Origin of the sequence: Borrelia sp. P9F1, from assembly GCF_030436115.1 — a bacterium.
Classification (GTDB): Bacteria; Spirochaetota; Spirochaetia; order Borreliales; family Borreliaceae; genus Borrelia.
Genome location: NZ_CP129407.1, coordinates 297,363 through 315,524, shown reverse-complemented (window position 1 = coordinate 315,524; position 18,162 = coordinate 297,363). Strand labels below are relative to the sequence as shown.

20 protein-coding genes are annotated in these 18,162 nt (G+C 36.1%); all 20 read left to right on the top strand.

The features are described from left to right. Positions 1 to 50 precede the first annotated feature (50 nt). Entirely contained in the window at positions 51 to 1,109 is a 1,059-nt protein-coding gene (gene ftsW / locus QYZ68_RS01535) for a putative lipid II flippase FtsW (RefSeq protein WP_301384400.1), read from the top strand. 39 nt (positions 1,110 to 1,148) lie between these two features. Further along, positions 1,149 to 1,892, top strand: coding sequence for a cell division protein FtsQ/DivIB (locus QYZ68_RS01530; protein ID WP_301384399.1), 744 nt, complete (start codon positions 1,149 to 1,151; stop codon positions 1,890 to 1,892). Further along, positions 1,892 to 3,133, top strand: a complete 1,242-nt coding sequence (gene ftsA / locus QYZ68_RS01525; protein WP_301383830.1) for a cell division protein FtsA — start codon at positions 1,892 to 1,894, stop codon at positions 3,131 to 3,133. Before QYZ68_RS01530 ends, ftsA begins: the two co-directional genes overlap by 1 nt. 20 nt (positions 3,134 to 3,153) lie before the next feature. Beyond that, the gene (gene ftsZ, locus QYZ68_RS01520; protein ID WP_301383829.1) at positions 3,154 to 4,350 is read left to right on the top strand and encodes a cell division protein FtsZ; all 1,197 of its coding nucleotides are present in this window, start codon (positions 3,154 to 3,156) and stop codon (positions 4,348 to 4,350) included. Further along, positions 4,351 to 5,040 (top strand): tetratricopeptide repeat protein, encoded by a 690-nt coding sequence (locus QYZ68_RS01515; RefSeq protein ID WP_301383828.1) that lies wholly within the window; start codon positions 4,351 to 4,353, stop codon positions 5,038 to 5,040. A 6-nt stretch (positions 5,041 to 5,046) separates the two neighbouring features. Beyond that, positions 5,047 to 5,991, top strand: a complete 945-nt coding sequence (dprA, locus tag QYZ68_RS01510) for a DNA-processing protein DprA (protein WP_301384398.1) — start codon at positions 5,047 to 5,049, stop codon at positions 5,989 to 5,991. A 10-nt stretch (positions 5,992 to 6,001) separates the two neighbouring features. Then, on the top strand, positions 6,002 to 6,544 hold the full coding sequence (hslV, locus tag QYZ68_RS01505; RefSeq protein WP_301383827.1) for an ATP-dependent protease subunit HslV: 543 nt from the start codon (positions 6,002 to 6,004) through the stop codon (positions 6,542 to 6,544). Then, positions 6,544 to 7,884, top strand: coding sequence for an HslU--HslV peptidase ATPase subunit (gene hslU, locus QYZ68_RS01500; RefSeq protein WP_301383826.1), 1,341 nt, complete (start codon positions 6,544 to 6,546; stop codon positions 7,882 to 7,884). The genes hslV and hslU overlap by 1 nt, the downstream gene beginning before the upstream one ends. Positions 7,885 to 7,915: 31 nt before the next feature. Beyond that, entirely contained in the window at positions 7,916 to 8,323 is a 408-nt protein-coding gene (gene flgB, locus QYZ68_RS01495) for a flagellar basal body rod protein FlgB (protein WP_301383825.1), read from the top strand. Between the two features lie 25 nt (positions 8,324 to 8,348). Further along, positions 8,349 to 8,807 carry a flagellar basal body rod protein FlgC gene (flgC, locus tag QYZ68_RS01490; protein WP_301383824.1) on the top strand — a complete coding sequence of 153 codons (459 nt, stop codon included), beginning with the start codon at positions 8,349 to 8,351 and terminating at the stop codon, positions 8,805 to 8,807. A gap of 12 nt (positions 8,808 to 8,819) precedes the next feature. Then, a complete protein-coding gene (gene fliE / locus QYZ68_RS01485) occupies positions 8,820 to 9,152 on the top strand; it encodes a flagellar hook-basal body complex protein FliE (protein ID WP_301383823.1) in 333 nt (110 codons plus the stop codon). Between the two features lie 13 nt (positions 9,153 to 9,165). Then, positions 9,166 to 10,872, top strand: a complete 1,707-nt coding sequence (gene fliF / locus QYZ68_RS01480) for a flagellar basal-body MS-ring/collar protein FliF (protein WP_301383822.1) — start codon at positions 9,166 to 9,168, stop codon at positions 10,870 to 10,872. Positions 10,873 to 10,887: 15 nt separating this feature from the next. Beyond that, entirely contained in the window at positions 10,888 to 11,922 is a 1,035-nt protein-coding gene (fliG, locus tag QYZ68_RS01475; RefSeq protein WP_301384397.1) for a flagellar motor switch protein FliG, read from the top strand. A 14-nt stretch (positions 11,923 to 11,936) separates the two neighbouring features. After that, entirely contained in the window at positions 11,937 to 12,848 is a 912-nt protein-coding gene (fliH, locus tag QYZ68_RS01470) for a flagellar assembly protein FliH (protein ID WP_301383821.1), read from the top strand. A gap of 25 nt (positions 12,849 to 12,873) precedes the next feature. Then, on the top strand, positions 12,874 to 14,181 hold the full coding sequence (locus QYZ68_RS01465) for a FliI/YscN family ATPase (RefSeq protein ID WP_301383820.1): 1,308 nt from the start codon (positions 12,874 to 12,876) through the stop codon (positions 14,179 to 14,181). Then, positions 14,178 to 14,609, top strand: a complete 432-nt coding sequence (locus tag QYZ68_RS01460; RefSeq protein ID WP_301383819.1) for a flagellar protein FlbA — start codon at positions 14,178 to 14,180, stop codon at positions 14,607 to 14,609. The genes QYZ68_RS01465 and QYZ68_RS01460 overlap by 4 nt, the downstream gene beginning before the upstream one ends. Continuing rightward, entirely contained in the window at positions 14,602 to 15,216 is a 615-nt protein-coding gene (locus tag QYZ68_RS01455; RefSeq protein WP_301383818.1) for a periplasmic-type flagellar collar protein FlbB, read from the top strand. The genes QYZ68_RS01460 and QYZ68_RS01455 overlap by 8 nt, the downstream gene beginning before the upstream one ends. 3 nt (positions 15,217 to 15,219) lie before the next feature. Next, positions 15,220 to 16,386, top strand: a complete 1,167-nt coding sequence (locus QYZ68_RS01450; RefSeq protein WP_301383817.1) for a flagellar hook-length control protein FliK — start codon at positions 15,220 to 15,222, stop codon at positions 16,384 to 16,386. A 62-nt stretch (positions 16,387 to 16,448) separates the two neighbouring features. Further along, a complete protein-coding gene (gene flgD / locus QYZ68_RS01445; protein ID WP_301384396.1) occupies positions 16,449 to 16,829 on the top strand; it encodes a flagellar hook assembly protein FlgD in 381 nt (126 codons plus the stop codon). 4 nt (positions 16,830 to 16,833) lie between these two features. Then, positions 16,834 to 18,162 carry a flagellar hook protein FlgE gene (gene flgE, locus QYZ68_RS01440; RefSeq protein WP_301383816.1) on the top strand — a complete coding sequence of 443 codons (1,329 nt, stop codon included), beginning with the start codon at positions 16,834 to 16,836 and terminating at the stop codon, positions 18,160 to 18,162.

The following is an 18,162-nucleotide window of genomic DNA, read 5'->3' as shown; positions in this document are numbered from 1 at the left end:
AATTTGCTGATATGTTGTTTGTAGATAAAAGTTTGCTTAGAAAGTATTATTTGCTTGTTTTGTGGTCTCTTGTTTCTTACGGACTTATTGTATTTTATACGTCTTCGTTCTTTTTAAGTCTAGAACTTACGGGAGATCCTAATTTTTTGTTTTTAATGCGTCTTAGGTACCTTTTTTTGAGTTTTATTACATTTTTTGTTTTTGAAAGAGTTTCTCTAGATTTTTTAAGAAAAATAGTGTCTATTGTACTACTTATAACCTTTACTTTGGTTTTGGCAACTTTTTTGTCTCCTAGTATTTCTGGTGCAAAAAGATGGATATTTTTAGGGGGAGTTAGTATACAGCCTTCAGAGATTTTTAAATTGTCTTTTACGATCTATCTCTCAAGTTATTTGAGTAAGTTTAGATTAAAATCAGACAACAATATGTCTTATTGGATTAAGCCTATGATGGTTTTTTCTAGTTTTTGGTTGCTTATAATTTTGCAAAATGATTATTCAACAGCTATTTATTTTGCTATTCTTTTTTTTATTATCTTGTTTATTTCTGAAATGGCAATTGGGTATATGTTTTCTATCTTGTTCACGTTTTTGCCGATTTCTGTTCTTTTTTTGGTGTTTGAGCCCTATAGAGTTGCTAGGATTTTTGCTTTTCTAAATCCTCATGAAGATCCTTCGGGAAAGGGATACCAGATAATTGCGTCTTTTAATGCTTTAAAAAGTGGAGGCATTTGGGGTAAGGGTCTTGGCATGGGAGAGATAAAACTTGGAAAACTACCAGAGGCTAACTCAGATTTTATTTTCTCAGTTCTTGGAGAGGAGCTAGGGTTTTTAGGGGTTTGTGTTGCAATTGTGCTGTTTTTTCTATTTTTCTATCTTGGGTATTTTGTTGCTATTTATGCTAAGACTAAGTTTAGGTTCTTTATTGCCTTCATATCAAGTCTTGTAATCTTTCTTCAAAGTATTATGAATATTTTAATTGCAGTGGGGCTCCTGCCCCCTACAGGAATAAATTTGCCGTTTTTTTCTTCAGGCGGCTCTTCTATTGTTATTACAATGGCACTTGCTGGGTTGATTGCAAATGTTGCTAGAGATGTTGAGAGTGGGTAAGTTTTAGGGGGGTATAGAAGAATTGATTCAATCTTGAATATGATGGTTTATAAAAGATTTTTGTTAAGATACATATACGTAATAGTTTCTCTTATATTGCTTGAGGTTGTTTTTATTATTTTTATTTCGCCTTATTTTTTAATTAGGTATATCAGCTTTAATGATGGTATTCATATTTCTCAAGAAGATATAATAAAGATTTCAGGTATTAAGCCTAATACTTATTATTATGAAGTTGATACTGCTGTTTATGAGGCAAATATTAAGAAGCATTTAAGAGTAAAAAATGTAAGGGTGGAGCTCATATTTCCTAATAAAATTAGTATTAATATCGAAAAGAGAATGCCTGTTGTTGTTACTTATGAAAATATTAATGGTGGCTTCATTTATTATTTCATCGACTCAGATGGTGTAATTTTAGAAAAGGGTAAAGATTTAATTTATGATTTGCCTATAATTAGTGGATTGCGTCTGAGTGAAAATGAGGTGGGTGATTTTTTAGAAGATAGAATGGTTGCTGTTATAAAGCAGCTTAACTATATTAAAATAAATCATAATACTTTGTATAATTTGGTATCAGAGATCAATTTTTTAAAATTGAATTTCTATGATTACAAGATAACTTTGTATATGAAAAATATATATAATAGGATATTGATAACGTCTGATATGAACTTAATGAGTTCAGTGCATAGGGTATTAATGATAGCTGATTTGCTTAAAGGAAGCTCCGATACTGTTGATTTAAGAAGTGGTGATATCATTTTGTTAGGAGAAAATTAGTGTCTAGGAATTTGATAGTAGGGTTGGATGTTGGAACTTCAAAGATTTGCACTGTTGTTGCTGAGATAAATTTGAATAACCAATTGGAAATAGTGGGAATAGGCACTAGTGTATCAAGGGGTGTTAGGAAGGGGGTTCTTATAAATATTGAGGCGGCGCTTGATTCGATTTCTAATTCTATTGAAGCTGCAGAACTTATTTCTGGGTGTGATATTTCTGACCTTTCTGTTTCTATGTCAGGTAGTAGCATTGAGGGCGCTAATTCTCGTGGAGTTGTTGCAATAAATTCAAAAACCAGAGAGATTAATGAAGAGGATGTTGATCGTGTTATTGAGGCGGCTAAGGCTATTGTAATTCCTATGGATAGAGAGATTTTACATGTTGTTCCTCAGGAGTTTATTGTTGATGGGATTCCTCATATAAAGAATCCGATAGATATGATGGGAATTAGGCTCGAGGGGGAGGTACATATTATTACAGGTTCTAGCTCTTCAAGTCAAAATTTAGTTAGATGTGTAAATCGTGCTGGATTTTCTGTTGACGAGATTGTTCTTGGAAGCTTAGCCTCCTCATATGCAACTTTATCTAAGGAAGAGAGAGAAATGGGAGTTTTATTTATTGATATGGGCAAGGGGACTACAGATGTAATTCTTTATGTTGATGGTTCTCCTTATTATACGGGAGTGGTTCCTATTGGTGCAAATAGAGTAACCCTCGACATTGCTCAGGTTTGGAAGGTTCCCGAGGATGTTGCTGAGAATATTAAAGTAACAGCAGGGGTTGCTCATATTTCTGTACTTGAAAGCCAGATGGAGAGCGTTGTTATTCCTAATCTTGGAACTAGACCCCCTCAGGAGAAAAGTAGGAAAGAATTGGCTATTATTATTAATTCAAGGTTGAGTGAGATTTTTGAAATGATTAAAGTCGAGGTAATGAAGAGGGGGCTTTACAATAAGATCAATGGAGGAATTGTGTTAACGGGTGGAGGTGCATTATTCCCTGGTATTTCTAATTTAATGGAAGAAGTATTTAAATATCCGTCAAGAATAGGGTTTCCAATGAATATTAACGGGGTAAGTGAGGAGTATGTTGATCCTAAATTTTCTTCAGCCCTTGGGCTTGTTCTTTATAAACACGAACAACAAAAATTCAATAAATTAAAGAAGGGAAGTAGTAAATCCAAGAATCAAAGTAAAATATCTTCAAAGTTGAAAGGTTGGTTTTTGAAAGAGTGGTTTTGACCGGCCATGGAGGAAATTTAATGAAAGATTATAATATTATTGACAGTCATTCAAGGAGGTTTGATTCTGCTGCAAATCCTACGGTTCTTAAAGTAATTGGTGCAGGTGGGGGCGGTAGTAATGCTGTTAATCGTATGATTGAATATGGAGTAAGGGATGTTGAATTTATTGTGGCAAATACTGATCTTCAAGCGCTCCAGACCTCTATTGCTCCGATAAAAATTGCTCTTGGTGCCAAGGTTACTGCAGGGCTTGGGGCTGGTGGGAAACCTGAAATTGGACAGGCTGCGGCCGAGGAAGATATCGATATTATTAAAAATCATTTAGCCGGCGCTGACATGGTATTCATTACTGCTGGAATGGGGGGAGGAACTGGAACGGGTGCAGCCCCTGTGATTGCGCAGGTAGCAAAAGAACTTGGGATTTTAACTGTTGGAGTTGTTACTAAGCCTTTTAAATTTGAGGGACCTAAAAAAATGCGACTCGCTGAGCAGGGAATAAATAATTTGCGAAAATCTGTCGATACCTTAATAATTATTCCAAATCAGAAGCTTTTAACTGTTGTCGATAAGCGGACCACTATTAAGGATGCTTTTAAAAGAGCAGATGATGTTTTGAGGATGGGTGTTCAGGGAATTGCTGGTCTCATCATTGAGCATGGAGAGGTTAATATTGACTTTGCTGATGTTAAGAGTATTATGCAGGGTCAGGGTGATGCTTTAATGGGTATTGGTTACGGTAAGGGAGAGAATAGGGCAGTTGATGCAGCTACTTCTGCCATCAGTAATCCCTTGCTTGAAGAAGTTAGGATTGAAGGGTCTAAGGGGCTTCTTGTTAATGTAACGGGAGGGGAGGATTTCTCATTGCTTGAGCTTGAGGAGATTATGGGAATAATTACTGCTAGTGTTGATGATGAGGCTACTGTTATTTATGGGCATGCTATTAACTCTAACCTTGATGATGAAATTTATGTTACTGTTGTTGCCACTGGATTTTCCTCTAAAAAGCAAAAAGACTTGTCTGGTACTAATGAGAGTAATACTTTAAGTTCAAAAGAATTTGATAGTTTGATGTCAGGAAATCAGGACAATACTGGAAGTTCTTATGGAATGAGCGACAACTTTATAGCAAAATCCAAAAATGTTAATTATTTTGAAGATGATATTGATGTCCCAACATTTTTAAGAAATTTAAATAAAAAAAGTAGTGATGATTGAATGAAAAAGTTGATGTCATTCTTGTTATTTGGGGTTATTTCTTGTGGGAGTGGATCCAAGGAGAAGACAAATCTTGGTCTTAGAATAAGAGAGATAGAGATAGCAGGAGGGGGTCCTTTAGAGAAGATTGAGGTTTATAAGGAATTTATTGGTAGGGAAGAAAAAAATGTTTTAAACATATTAAATTCTATTGATAAAAAATCTAGATTTTTTAGTCTAATTGGGCTTGAGCTTATTAAGCTGGGTCAATACGGCCCTGCCATTGAGTATTTTAATAAAAATTTGGAATATAGTTCGAGCAATTATTTATCTCATTTTTATATAGGAGTATCTTCTTATAACTTAGCTAAGGAGATAAAGAGTAGAGAAAAGATTGAAGAATACTTAAGTCTTGCAGAAGATTCTTTTTTAAAATCAATTTCTATTAAAAATGATTTTAAAGAAGCTCTTTTTTCTATCTCCACTATGTATGTTTATGATCTTAATAGGCAAGTGGATGCCAAGGAATATCTAAGTAAACTTGAAGCTATGGGAGAGAGTTACTTTGAATTTTTTATGTTAAGAGGCTCAAATTACTATTCTCTTGGTGATTTTAGTAATGCCTTATTGTTTTATGAAAAAGCAAAAAACAAGGCTTTGACTGAGGAGCAAATAGAGGGAGTTAATAGAGTGATGAGTAATTTCAAATAGTTTATGATTAAATTACTCTACATAGATAGTTTGAAATTTTTAAAGAGCAAAGAAAAACTTAAGATTTTTAATGATTTTGGTCTGGATGATGTCTTTCGATTAACCCTGAGTGATATTTCTTCCTATTTATCTAGAGATTTCAAAAAAGTGCATAGACTTCCAGACTTGAAGTTGATCGAGCTTCAACAGAAGGTTATTAATAGGACAGGTGCAAAGGTTTCTTTTTTGGGAGACAGGGACTACCCTCTAAAGCTTAAAAGGATTTACGATCCACCGTTTGCTATTTATTATAAAGGAAATCTTCCAAATTCTGTGGCTGTGTCTTGGGCTGTTGTGGGTTCAAGGCGAATTGGAAGGACTTTAGCAAGTCGAATTGGAGAGTTGGTATCTCATCTTGCTAGAAATAATATTGAAGTAGTATCTGGATTTGCGATAGGTGCTGATATTGAAGCGCATCTTGGAGCAATAAAGAATAGGAAAAGAACGTACGCTGTTATTGCAACTGATATTGATAATATTTATCCGAGGCAAAATAGAAAATATGTCTCCGAGCTTTTAGAAAATGGAGGAGGAATAATTACTGAAACTTTACCCTACGAAAAAATACAAAATTATTTTTTTGCGAAGCGGAATAGGATAATATCGGGTCTCTCAGATTCCGTTTTTGTGACATATGCTCCGATGAAATCTGGTGCCTTAATTACTGCTGATATTGGACTTGATTTAGGCCTTGATGTTTATGTATACGATATTGATTATTCTGGAGAGGGCTCTAAGGCTTTATATGAAAGTGGAGCTCAGGAGATCAAGGGAATACCAGATCTTTATAAGATACTTAATGTTCAATATAATGAGCCTGAAATTAGTGACGATGGCCCTGGGGATCATTTTGAGTGTAGGAATATATCTAGTGTGCTTGTTAAAAATTTATTGAATGAAATATCTAAATAGGGGGTTTAGTATGAATTTTAATGGGACTACAGTAATTGCAATAAGAAGAAAGGGGAAGACAGTGGTGGCCGCAGATGGGCAGGTGACTTTTGGGCATACCGTTTTAAAGTCCAATGCTATAAAAATAAGAAAATTACTTAGTGGTAAGATTTTGGCAGGATTTGCAGGTTCAACTTCTGACGCTATTACTCTTTTTGAGAAATTTGAAGAAAAGATTAAAGCTAGAGAAGATGGGATTATTGATATCAAAAGAGCTGCTGTAGATCTTGCAAAAGATTGGAGGTCTGACAGAATATTACACAAGCTTGAAGCAATGATGCTTGTAGCGGACTCTGATAATATTTTATTGATTTCAGGTACTGGTGATGTTGTTGAGCCTGAGGAGGATGTCATCTCGATAGGCAGTGGGGGCAATTATGCATACTCGGCGGCGCTTGCTTATATGGAAGATAAAAAATTAAGCGCTGTTGAAATTGCTTTTAAGTCTTTAAAGGTAGCAGCGAGGGTGTGTATATACACAAATTCAAATATTGTTCTTGAGGAGATTGGTTAATGGATAAATCTGAAAAGCATAATATAATTCCTAAAGAGATTGTTGCAGAATTGGATAAATACATAATAGGACAGTCTGAGGCTAAAAAATTAGTTTCAATCGCTCTTGTCAATAGGTATATAAGATCTAAGCTTCCTAAGGAGATAAGAGATGATGTTATGCCTAAAAACATTATTATGATTGGTTCGACTGGAATTGGCAAGACTGAAATTGCAAGGAGGCTTTCAAAGCTTATTAAGGCTCCTTTTATTAAAGTTGAGGCTACTAAGTATACTGAGGTGGGTTATGTGGGGCGTGATGTTGAATCTATGGTTCGAGATTTAATGAGTATCGCTGTTAATATGGTAAAGGAGGAGATGTATGATTCTGTCCGCGCAGAGGCCAGTAAGCGTGCAGAGGAGAGAATAATCGACAAACTTTTTAAGGTGCCTGAGGACACTGAAGATGAAGAAGAGAAGAAAATTGGCGAAAAAGTTAGAGATAAATTTAGGAAACAGTTGAGGAGCGGATCTCTTGACGAGGATCTTATTGACATTTATGTCTCAGGTAAAATGCCAGTCTCCACGATAGAAATATTTTCTGGTGGTAATTTTGAAGAGATTGACATGAGTCTTGGAGGTTTAATTAATAATATATTTGATAGAAAAAAGAAAAGAGAGGTAAAAGTAAAAAAAGCTAGGGAAATTGTTTTGTCCGAAGAACTTGAAAAATTGGTTGATAATGAGAATATTGTGGAGATTGCAAAATCTAGGGTAGAGAACATGGGAATTATTTTTATCGATGAGATTGATAAAATAGCTACTAAAAATAGAAGTGGAAATGATGTTTCCAGAGAGGGGGTTCAAAGAGATATATTGCCAATTGTCGAGGGCTCTAAAGTCAATACTAGATATGGAATAGTAGACACTTCTCATATTTTGTTTATTGCAGCAGGGGCTTTTAATTTATCAAAGCCTTCTGATTTAATACCAGAACTTCAGGGTAGGTTCCCAATCAAAGTTGAGCTTAAGAGCTTAAGTGTTGATGATTTTAAAAATATTTTAAAAGAAACCAAGAATTCTTTAATAAGACAGTACATTGAGATGTTTAAGATATATAACTTAACTTTGAAGTTTAGCGAAGAGGCAATTGATAGAATAGCTGAGCTTACTTTCAATATGAATCTTGAGGGTGAAAATCTCGGGGCAAGAAGATTGCATGGAGTTATGGAAAAAGTTCTTGCTGATCTTTTTTTTGAGGCTCCCGGTAGCAAGTTGAAAAAAATTGAAATAGACTTGGACTATGTTAATGAAAAAATAGAGATTAAAGAAAAAAAAGACTTAAATTATTATATAATATAGGTAAAGGTTGTTTTAAATAGAGGGTATTGGTTTGGTTAATTTTGAAAAGTCGATTGATTTGACGCATAAATATTTGGATGTTCTCAGTTTAAGGCAGGCTGTAGTTTCTGATAACATTGCAAATGTGGATACTCCAAATTTTAAGAGAAGTGGAATTACTTTTGAAGCTGAGCTTAGGCAGGCACTTTTAGATGAAAGTGCACCCGTTTTGTCCTTAACAAAGAGCAGTGAAAAACACTTAGATGGGGCTAGGGAGTTGGGGTATTTAGATGTTAAGCCACATAGAATGCTTGACTATGTTTCTACTTTTAATAATAACGGCAATAATGTCAATATTGATTCTGAGATTAAAAGCCTTGTTCAGAATCAGATGATGTATAACTTGTTTACGAATATTCAGACTCATTATTTTAAAAGTGTGAATATTGTAATAAAATAGGCTATTATCTTGAGGAATGTAATTTATGGGGTTGTTTTCAAGTATTAATACTGCTTCAACAGGATTAACGGCGCAGAGATTGAGAATAGATGTTATTTCAAATAATATTGCAAATGTGGGTACTACTAGAACCTCTGAGGGGGGAGCTTACAGAAGGCAGAGGGTAATTTTTTCTCCAAGGGTTAGGAATCCATATTGGAAGGGTCCCTTTGTGCCTGAATATCTTGATAATGGAATTGGACAGGGCGTAAGGGTTGCTGGTATCGAGAAGGATAAGGCTCCTTTGAAATTAAAGTATGATCCAACGCATCCTGATGCGATAAGTTTTGGTGATCATAAGGGGTATGTGGAGCTTCCTAATGTTAATGTAGTCGAAGAGATGGTGGATATGATTTCTGCTTCTCGTGCTTATGAGGCGAATTCTACCGTTATTAATAGCAGTAAATCAATGTTTAGGAATGCACTATCAATACTGCAAAATTAGGGGGGTTAAGGGATGAGAGTTGATTCTTTTTTTATGGACGATAATGGGGTTTACTTGGAGCGCAAGGATCCTTTGCACTTTAAATTAGGTTCTACTGACTTTGAAATTAAAGAGCGTGGATTACCTAGGACTTTTAAGGATGTATTTTTTGATGCGATATCTAGGGTGAACGATAGCCAGTTGGATGTATCTAGGATGACGGAGAGGGCTATTGTGGAGCCGGACAAAATTGATGTGCATGATGTTGTTATTGCAATGGCTAAAGCTAATATGAATTTGAGTGTTACAAAGGCTGTTGTTGAAAAAGGTGTTAGGGCTTACCAAGATATAATTAATATTCGCTAAGGAGCTACACAATTTGGGCAATTTTGTTACTAATTTTTTTGCATCAGTAGGAACGGTTTTTAGAAAGGCTAGTGTAATTCAAAGGATAGCTTTTGGAGTCATTGCTCTATTTGTAATTCTCGCGCTCGTTTTTTTGGTGAGTTTTTCTACTAAGGCGCAGAGTGTTGCTCTTTTTGGTGTTGGGATTAAAGATCAATATTTATTAGATAGAATAGTTCAAAGACTTGATAGGGAAAGTGTTTCATATACGATTACTGCTGATGGAAAGATATATCTAACAGATGAGAATATGTCTAAGAGAATGAGGGCAATTCTTGTTAGGGAGGAGCTTGTACCTGTTCATATGGACCCTTGGTCTCTTTTCGATATCGACAGATGGACCATTACGGATTTTGAAAGAAATATTAATCTTAGGAGGTCAATTACAAGGGCTGTAGAGCAACATATTGTTGCTCTTGATGATGTTGATGCTGTTAGTATTAGTCTTGTAATGCCGGAAAAAGCTCTTTTTAAGGAAGCACAGGAAGCGGTTAAGGCCTCTGTTAGAATTACTCCTAAGCCTGGTTCAGATATTGTTACTAATCGTAAGAAGGTAGAGGGGCTTGTTAAATTGATTCAGTATGCTGTTGAGGGGCTTGAATCAGATAATATTGCTGTTGTTGACAATAAGGGGAATATATTAAATGATTTTTCCAATTTAGATGGGGTTGATAGAATTGATTTGGCAGAGAAAGAAAGGAAACTTAAATTAAAGTATGAATCTATGTTAAGGGATGAGATCGATTTTGCATTAAGTAAGGTTTTATCTGTTGATAGGTTTATGATTGCAAGGATTAATGTGAAACTGGACACTTCTCGTCAAACTACGGAGTCTAAAGAATATTCTCCTATTGAGCTTCAGCCTCAGGATCCAAAAGTTTCTTATAATACAAGAAAAATTAGCGATTCTACTGTGATCTCTTCTCAGGTGCATAAAAGAGAGTATCAGGGGCAGGGTTATAGTCCATGGGGTCCTCCTGGTCAGGAGGGTAACACTCCGCCCGAATATCAGGATTTAAGTGATATTATTGGCAAGTCGAATGAGTTTAAAGAAACAAAGAATGTTGCTCTTAATGAAAAGAAGTCTTTAAATGAGAAAGAGCCTGCCAGGGTTGCGGGAATTTCTCTCGGTATTTTTGTGGATGGAATTTGGGATTTTGTTTATGATGAATCTGGGAATTTTGTAATAGAGAATGGCATTCGTAAAAGAGAATATAAGCCTATTTCCGATGAATCTTTGAAAAATATTGCAGATGTCTTGCAGAGTTCTTTTGAATATAAACCGGAGAGGGGCGATTCTATTACGGTTAGGAATATTGCATTTGATAGATTAAGTGAGTTTAGGAAGATAGACGAGGACTACTTTGCTAACGAAAATTTTAAGTATTTTTTGTATATACTAAGTGTAATAATTGCACTATTGATAGTAGTCTTGACAATCTTCTTTGTTGTTTCTAGGGAACTTGAGAGGAGAAGACGTCTTCGAGAAGAAGAATTTGCAAAACAGGCTCATTTAAGGCGACAACAGGCTTTAATGGATGGAGATGATCTTGGAGTTGATGATGTGGTTGGCGGACTTAGAGAGGGTGATGAGCTACAAAATAGTGCTGAGCTTTTGGCGCGAGAGAAACCAGAGGATGTTGCTAAACTGATTAGAACGTGGATTTTTAAGAATGTATAAAGGGTAATGAAGTTTATGGAAGAGAGAAATGAAAAAGAAGAACTTGATATATCTACTTTAACGGGGAAGCAGAAAGCTGCTATTTTGTTGGTTTCAGTGGGTTCTGAAATTTCATCTAAGGTGTTTAAATATCTCTCTCAGGAAGAGATAGAATCTTTGACTTTTGAGATAGCAAAACTTGATACTATTACCTCTGAGCTTAAGGATAGTGTTCTTTTGGAATTTAAAGAATTGATGATGGCTCAGGAGTTTATTCAAAAGGGTGGAATAGATTATGCTAGGGAGCTTCTTGAGAAATCTCTTGGTACTCAAAAGGCTGTAGATATTATTAACAATTTGGGTTCTGCTTTGCAGTCAAGACCTTTTGAGTTTATTAGGCGAGCTGATCCTGCTAATATTTTAAATTTTATACAACAGGAGCACCCACAAACGATTGCTTTAATACTTTCGTATCTTGATCCCCAAAAGGCTTCGTTTATTTTGTCAAGTCTTCCTACTGAAATTCAGACTAATGTTGCAAGAAGAATTGCATTGATGGATAGAACTTCTCCTGAGGTGGTCAGAGAGGTTGAGAGGGTGCTTGAGAAAAAGTTGGCTTCTTTATCCTCAGAGGATTATACTTCAGCTGGTGGGGTTGATAATGTTGTTGAGATAATTAATATGGCGGATAGAAAGACAGAGAAGTTTATTATTGAATCTCTTGAGGAGGAGGATCCTGAGCTTGCTGAGGAGATAAAGAAGAAGATGTTTGTATTTGAAGATATTGTTCTTCTTGATGATAGGTCAATACAGAGGGTTTTAAGGGAAATAGATGGACAGGAGTTGGCAAAGGCCTTAAAGTCTGTTGATGTGCCTGTGCAGGAGAAGATTTTTAAAAATATGTCCAAAAGAGCTGCTGGAATGCTTAAGGAGGATATGGAATTTTTGGGGCCTACTAGGCGTAAGGATGTGGAAGAATCCCAACAGAAGATTGTTTCTTTGATTAGAAAATTGGAAGAACAGGGTGAGATAGTAATTTCTAGAGGGGGTGAAGAAGATGTGCTTGTTTAGTAAAGGAGTTTTGTTTGCCTAAGATTTTATACAAATCAAAAGAGATTGCGAATGTGGTGAAGTTAGAATTTGTTGAGATTGCAAATCCTGTCTTTGAGTCTTTGGAAGTTAGAAAAAAAGAAAATGAAGTTTTTAATATTGATAATCAAGTTGCCAGTCTTAGAAGTGAGCTTGAGGTTTTAATGGATAAGAAAGTAAAACTTCAGGAAGAAATTAATAACGGTCGTGAGCTTGCTAGGAGAGAAATGGAGGAGGAATCTTCTAGGATTCTTAAAGAAGCTAATGAGCAGGCTAACAAAATAGTGGACTTAGCAAATGAGAGAGCCGAGGCTTTGCAAAGAGAGGCTGAGGGTAGGAAAGAGAAAATTGAGAAAGAGGTTAATTCCGAGATTGAAAAAATAGTTAAAGAGTATGAGGATAAATTGAAAGGTGAGCTTGAGGCCGCAACTGCTAAGGGCAATAAGGAAGGGTATGAAGTGGGATTTAGTAAGGGTTGTGAGGATTTTGATAAATTAGTAGGAAAATTAAACAATATGATAGCTACTTTGGCAGCAAAGAGAAAAGAAATTTTTGAATCCTCAGGGGATCAAATAATGAAGCTTGTTATGCAGATTGCAATTAAAGTGGTTAAGAAAATTGTGGACACGCAAAAGAGTGTGGTTATAGAAAATGTGAATGAGGCTTTAAAGAAGGTAAAAAATAAAACTAACATTGTTATTAGGGTTAACCTCGATGATGTAGATATTGTTAGTCATGAAAAGACTGAATTTATTTCCAAATTTGATTTTATAGAACATTTAGAGGTTGTGGAGGATACGAATATAGGCAAGGGTGGGTGCGTAATTGAGACGGATTTTGGAGAAATTGATGCACGTATTTCATCTCAACTTGACAGGATAGAAGAGAGACTTAAGAATTATTCTTAAGTCTCTCTTCTTGGGGGGTATATTGGTGGACAGCCTCTTTAAAAATTATTCAAGAATATTAGACGGTGTGGAGTCTATCTCTCTTGTTGGGAAGATAAAAAAGATTAAAGGTCTTTTGGTTGAAAGCTCGGGTCCAAAGTGTGGAATAGGGGATTTGTGTCTGATTGTGCAGAGAAATGGCAGGGAGATATATGCTGAGGTGTTGGGCTTTAATGGGTCTTTAGTTAGCCTTATGGCTTATGAGGGCTTTGATGGGGTTGAGGTTGGAGACAGGGTTTATTCTTTAAATAAGAGACTTCAGATTAATCTTGGTGATGATTTGCTTGGAAGAGTTATTGATTCGCTTGGGAGGCCTATTGATAATAAGGGACAAATTCGTGGCAAGCACTATAAGGAATTAGGTTTTAGGAGTATTAATCCCTTAAGTAGGGGCATTTTTGCTGAACAAATAATTACTGGAGTTAGGGTTCTTGATGGATTTTTACCAATTGCTAAAGGGCAGCGTGTGGGTATTTTCTCTGGTGCTGGTGTAGGTAAATCTACATTGCTTGGCATGATTGCCAAGAATTCAGAGGCAGATGTTAATGTTATTGCTTTTATTGGAGAGAGGGGGCGAGAGCTTAATGAGTTTATTAGGTATGAGCTGGGAGAGGAACGATTGGGAAAAAGTGTTTTAGTTGTCTCAACATCCGATGAATCTCCTATTTCAAGGTATAAGGGAGCCTACACTGCAACACTGGTTGCTGAGCATTTCAGAGATAGGGGTTTGGATGTTATTTTGCTGTTTGATTCAATTACAAGGTTTGCAAATGCAAGAAGAGAGATAGGCCTTTCTATGGGAGAGCCCCCTGCTGCTAAAGGGTATCCTCCTTCTGTTTTTGTGGAAATTCCTATTTTGCTTGAGCGTTCAGGGCTTAACGGTAAGGGGAGTATTACGGGGTTTTATACTGTTCTTGTTGAGGGTGATGACTTTACGGAACCAATAGCTGACAGTGTGAAGGCTATTTTAGATGGGCATATCATTTTGGATAGGGAGTTGTCTGATAAAGGAGTTTATCCTTCCGTTAATATTTTAAGTTCTACTTCGAGATCTCTTCATAGAATAGTGAGTTTTGAGAAACAGAAGTTATTACTTAAAATTAGGAATTTATTATCAATTTATAAGAATTATGAAGATTTGATTAAGACAGGAATTTATCTTAAGGGGTCCAACAAGGAAGTTGATTTGGCAATTTCAAAATACCCAGAGATTATTGATTTTGTTTCTCAGGGTATGCAAGAAGAATTTGATTTTGAAAATTTAGATAATGAAATAAGAGAAATATTAGCTTGAATGATTTGATCTTTAAGAAGGAAAAATTTGAAAAAATATTGGTTGTTAGAGCTTACGATAAGAAGCGTAGTGAGTTTGATTTAATAAATGCAAATGGTAATGTTGCTAAAGTAGAAAAATTTTTAGATGCAATTCCTGATTATGTGAAGGCGTTAAGCGATGAGGATGTGCTTTATAAGGGTAGTTTTTTGGATTATTTAAACAAGAAAAAGGAAAAAGAATTAAAAAAACTTGTAAAAGTTAAGCATGAATATGACAAATATTATGATACTTATTTGGAAAAGTATGGAGAAGAAAAGAAGGTTAAAATATTAATAAAAGTTTTAAATGATACTATAATTAAAAAGAAGGAAAAGAGAGAGAGTTTGTTTTTGGATGAGTATGTCGGGTATGAGGTTTGTAGGAGATTAGAGAATAGTAATGAGTAATGTTTTGTTGTTCTTATCTAGGATGTTTTTTTGGCTTCTTTTGATCGTCGTTCTAATGGGATTTTCGGTTTTTTTGATTGATGTGTTTGGGTTGTATAAGACTAGGGATTATTTCCCGATGTATGTAAAGAGTTTGCTTTTTGGGGAAAGTATGCAGTCTTTTGAAGATACAAACATTAGTCTTGATGAGATTAGGATGATAAAGGAAAGGGAAGCGATTGATATTAAGAGTCAACAAGTTGAAAAATTAAGAGAAGAATTGAGGATAAGAGAGGATAGTTTGAATAAACTTGAGGCAGAGCTTAACCAAAAGCAAAGAGATTTGGATTTAAAGCAGAAGGTTATTGATGACATTGTTGATAAGTATAAAGATGAGGACGCGAATTTTGTACAGGCTGCTCTATACTTGGTAAACATGCCACCGGAAGATGCGGTAAAGAGGCTTGAAGAACTTGGTGATGAGGTTGCGATATCTTATATTCGCAAGGTGGAGGATATCGCTAAGAAAGATGGAAGGGTATCTATTGTTCCTTATTGGTTATCCCTTATGGATGCTAAAAGGGCGGCTGTGTTGATGAGGAAGATGTCTGTGAGTGCATTGGAGTGATTTGTGAGTTGTGTTTTGGGTAAAGTTGTCTTAAGCAGCCCCGATTTGTTGAGCAAGGGGTTAAGTCCGGGAAGCTTAGGTGCTTCTTTGGGGAAAGGTAGTAGAGTTAAGTTTTTAGATCTTATTTTTTCAGAAATGGAGGGTGCTTCTAAGACAAGAGGTTCTGTTTTAGATTTTTTTAGGTTTTTAAAGGATAATGGCCTTATAGATAAACAATTTAAAAGGATGTCTTTGGATAGGGTTTTTGCTTTTGAAAAACTTGGTGATGATGGTTTTGTGTTTGATTTGAAATCTTTAATAAAGAAGATGAGTCATTTGTCTGATTTTGAAAATTTTAGAGTTTTGAGTGAAAATTTGTCTGGTGGTGGGTTTGCTGATCCGAAAGAAATAATAAAGAATATTGAGGATATTTTGTTTGATGTTGGTGTTTTTAGGGATGTTGGGTCTTTTTTGGGTTTTGATGTGCTTGGTGTAGCTCTTAGTTCTAATCAAAGGGATTTTGGTCTTGAAGGAAGAGGTGAGAAAGGAAATGTTATTGACGTTGATGTTAAGAATTTTAAGAAGAGTAGTGGTTTTAAAGAATTGCCTAATATGGAGTCCAAATTTCGGGTTGTCGATGGTGAGCATTCTGTTGGCAAGTATAGTTTCAAAGAAACATTTAGTGGGATGGGGGACTTCGTTGGCGATCTTTGCGGTTCTGGTACGTCAAAATATGTTAAAGAGCCTTTAAGTGGCAACGTTGGTGGCGATTTGATGTCGGAGTGGGATTTAAAGGTGAATCACAATATTGTGAATAAGGCTAAAATTGTGTTAAAATCGAACGATACAGGGGAGATTAAATTGATTATAAAGCCTAGGGAGCTCGGTAGCATACGAATTAATTTAAATCTTGACTCTGGTAATAATTTGTTGGGCAGGATAGTAGTTGATAATCAAAATGTGAGGGCTCTTTTTGAACAAAATATGTATTCGATCAGTAAGATGTTGGATGATAATGGGTTTAATACCAGTTTAAGTCTTTCTCTTGCAGGTGATTCTGGAAGTTTTTCGGGGTTTAAGGATGAGGATTCGGGTCGAGGACTCTCTTTTGGTGAAGGTGAAGTATTTAGGCTTGAAGATGACATTGAGATTTCTGATGAATTAGAAAAGAATATTAATTTTGTTGTTTAGGGGGATGAGTGAGTACAATTGATAGTGTTTCTGGTTTGGTTAACACAAACAGGGTTAGGGGGGTGTCTAGCTCTGGTGTGGAAAGAGGATCCGGGGGTGTTAATCTTGGGAGGGATGATTTCTTGAAGCTTCTTATTACGCAGCTTAGATATCAGGATCCCACTGATCCAATGAAAGATAAGGAATTTATAGCTCAAATGGCCCAGTTTTCTGCGCTTGAGCAGATGACGAATATGAGTAAATCTTTTGAAAAGCTTTCCTCTGCACTTAATGTGAATAAAGATTTGGATTTATTGGGCAAAGTAGTTGAATTTGAGCATGCTGATGGAGAAGTTATTAAGGGTAAGGTTACTAATATTAAAACAGGAGTAAATCCGGGGATTATGGTAGGTGGTAAGTATTACACTTATGAAAGTATTTTATCAATAGGGTTGGAGGAATAATTGTATGATGAGATCTTTGTATTCTGGTGTTTCTGGGCTACAGAACCATCAGACTAGGATGGATGTTGTTGGTAATAATATCGCAAACGTAAATACGGTTGGCTTTAAAAAGGGAAGAGTTAATTTTCAGGATATGATATCCCAAAGCATTTCTGGGGCATCTCGCCCTACTGATGTGCGGGGAGGAACTAACCCGAAGCAGGTTGGGCTTGGTATGAGTGTTGCCACGGTAGATACTATTCATACCCAGGGATCTTTTCAAAGTACACAGAAAGCTTCTGATCTTGGGGTTAGTGGTAATGGGTTTTTTATTTTAAGAGAAGGCAATAATTCTTTTTATACGAGAGCTGGTGCGTTTGATATTGATTCTGGTCGTAATCTCGTAAATCCTGCAAATGGGATGAGGATTCAGGGCTGGATGGCAAGGACGCTTGGTGGGCAGCAGGTTATTAATACATCTTCTGATGTTGAGGATTTGATTATCCCTATTGGAGATAAGGAAGGCGCTAAAGCTACTGAGTATATTACTTTTGCCTGCAATCTTGACAAGAGGTTGCCTGTAATTGGAGAAGATGCTAGTGAGTTGGATGTTGCCCAAGGAACGTGGGTTGTTAATAAGACGGTTTACGACAGTTTTGGTAATACTAGTGTTGTGGAGCTTAGGGTTGTAAGGGATCCAGCTGTTTCTAATGCATGGAATGCTACAGTTTTAGTGAATGGAGAGGAAAACTCTAGCTTTTCACTAGGTTTTGATAATGAGGGTGCTTTGCTTTCTTTAAACGGACAAGCAGGACAGGCGGAGGATTTGCTTGAATTTCCTATAACTTTTGGTGTGCCTGGAGCTAATGTCGGGGAGATCGGAGGTGAGCAGACTGTTAATCTTAGACTTGGTAATGTAGGTAGTTATACTAATTCAGTTACTCAGTTTGCTGATGCAAGCACGACAAAGGCTATTGTTCAGGACGGGTATGGTATGGGGTATATGGAGAACTACGAGATAGATCAAAATGGAGTAATAACGGGAGTTTATTCAAATGGTATTAGGAAAGATGTTGGAAAAATTGCTCTTGCTTCGTTTATTAATCCTGGAGGGCTTGCTAAAGCTGGTGATACCAATTTTGTTGAGACAAGTAATTCGGGACAGGCTAGGGTGGGTGAAACTGGTTTTGCAGGCTTGGGAGTTATAAGGGCAGGGGTCTTGGAGATGGCTAATGTTGATCTTGCTGAGCAATTCACGGATATGATAGTCACTCAAAGAGGTTTTCAGGCTAATGCTAAGACTATTACTACCTCAGATCAGTTGCTTCAGGAACTTGTAAGACTTAAGGCGTAG

Excerpts from the sequence above, each read along its gene's own strand:
- QYZ68_RS01530 (WP_301384399.1), top strand. The coding sequence starts at position 1,149 with ATGATGGTTTATAAAAGATTTTTGTTAAGATACATATACGTAATAGTT.
- ftsZ (WP_301383829.1), top strand. The coding sequence starts at position 3,154 with ATGAAAGATTATAATATTATTGACAGTCATTCAAGGAGGTTTGATTCT.
- QYZ68_RS01515 (WP_301383828.1), top strand. The coding sequence starts at position 4,351 with ATGAAAAAGTTGATGTCATTCTTGTTATTTGGGGTTATTTCTTGTGGG.
- hslV (WP_301383827.1), top strand. The coding sequence starts at position 6,002 with ATGAATTTTAATGGGACTACAGTAATTGCAATAAGAAGAAAGGGGAAG.
- hslU (WP_301383826.1), top strand. The coding sequence starts at position 6,544 with ATGGATAAATCTGAAAAGCATAATATAATTCCTAAAGAGATTGTTGCA.
- flgC (WP_301383824.1), top strand. The coding sequence starts at position 8,349 with ATGGGGTTGTTTTCAAGTATTAATACTGCTTCAACAGGATTAACGGCG.
- fliE (WP_301383823.1), top strand. The coding sequence starts at position 8,820 with ATGAGAGTTGATTCTTTTTTTATGGACGATAATGGGGTTTACTTGGAG.
- fliG (WP_301384397.1), top strand. The coding sequence starts at position 10,888 with ATGGAAGAGAGAAATGAAAAAGAAGAACTTGATATATCTACTTTAACG.
- QYZ68_RS01455 (WP_301383818.1), top strand. The coding sequence starts at position 14,602 with ATGAGTAATGTTTTGTTGTTCTTATCTAGGATGTTTTTTTGGCTTCTT.
- flgE (WP_301383816.1), top strand. The coding sequence starts at position 16,834 with ATGATGAGATCTTTGTATTCTGGTGTTTCTGGGCTACAGAACCATCAG.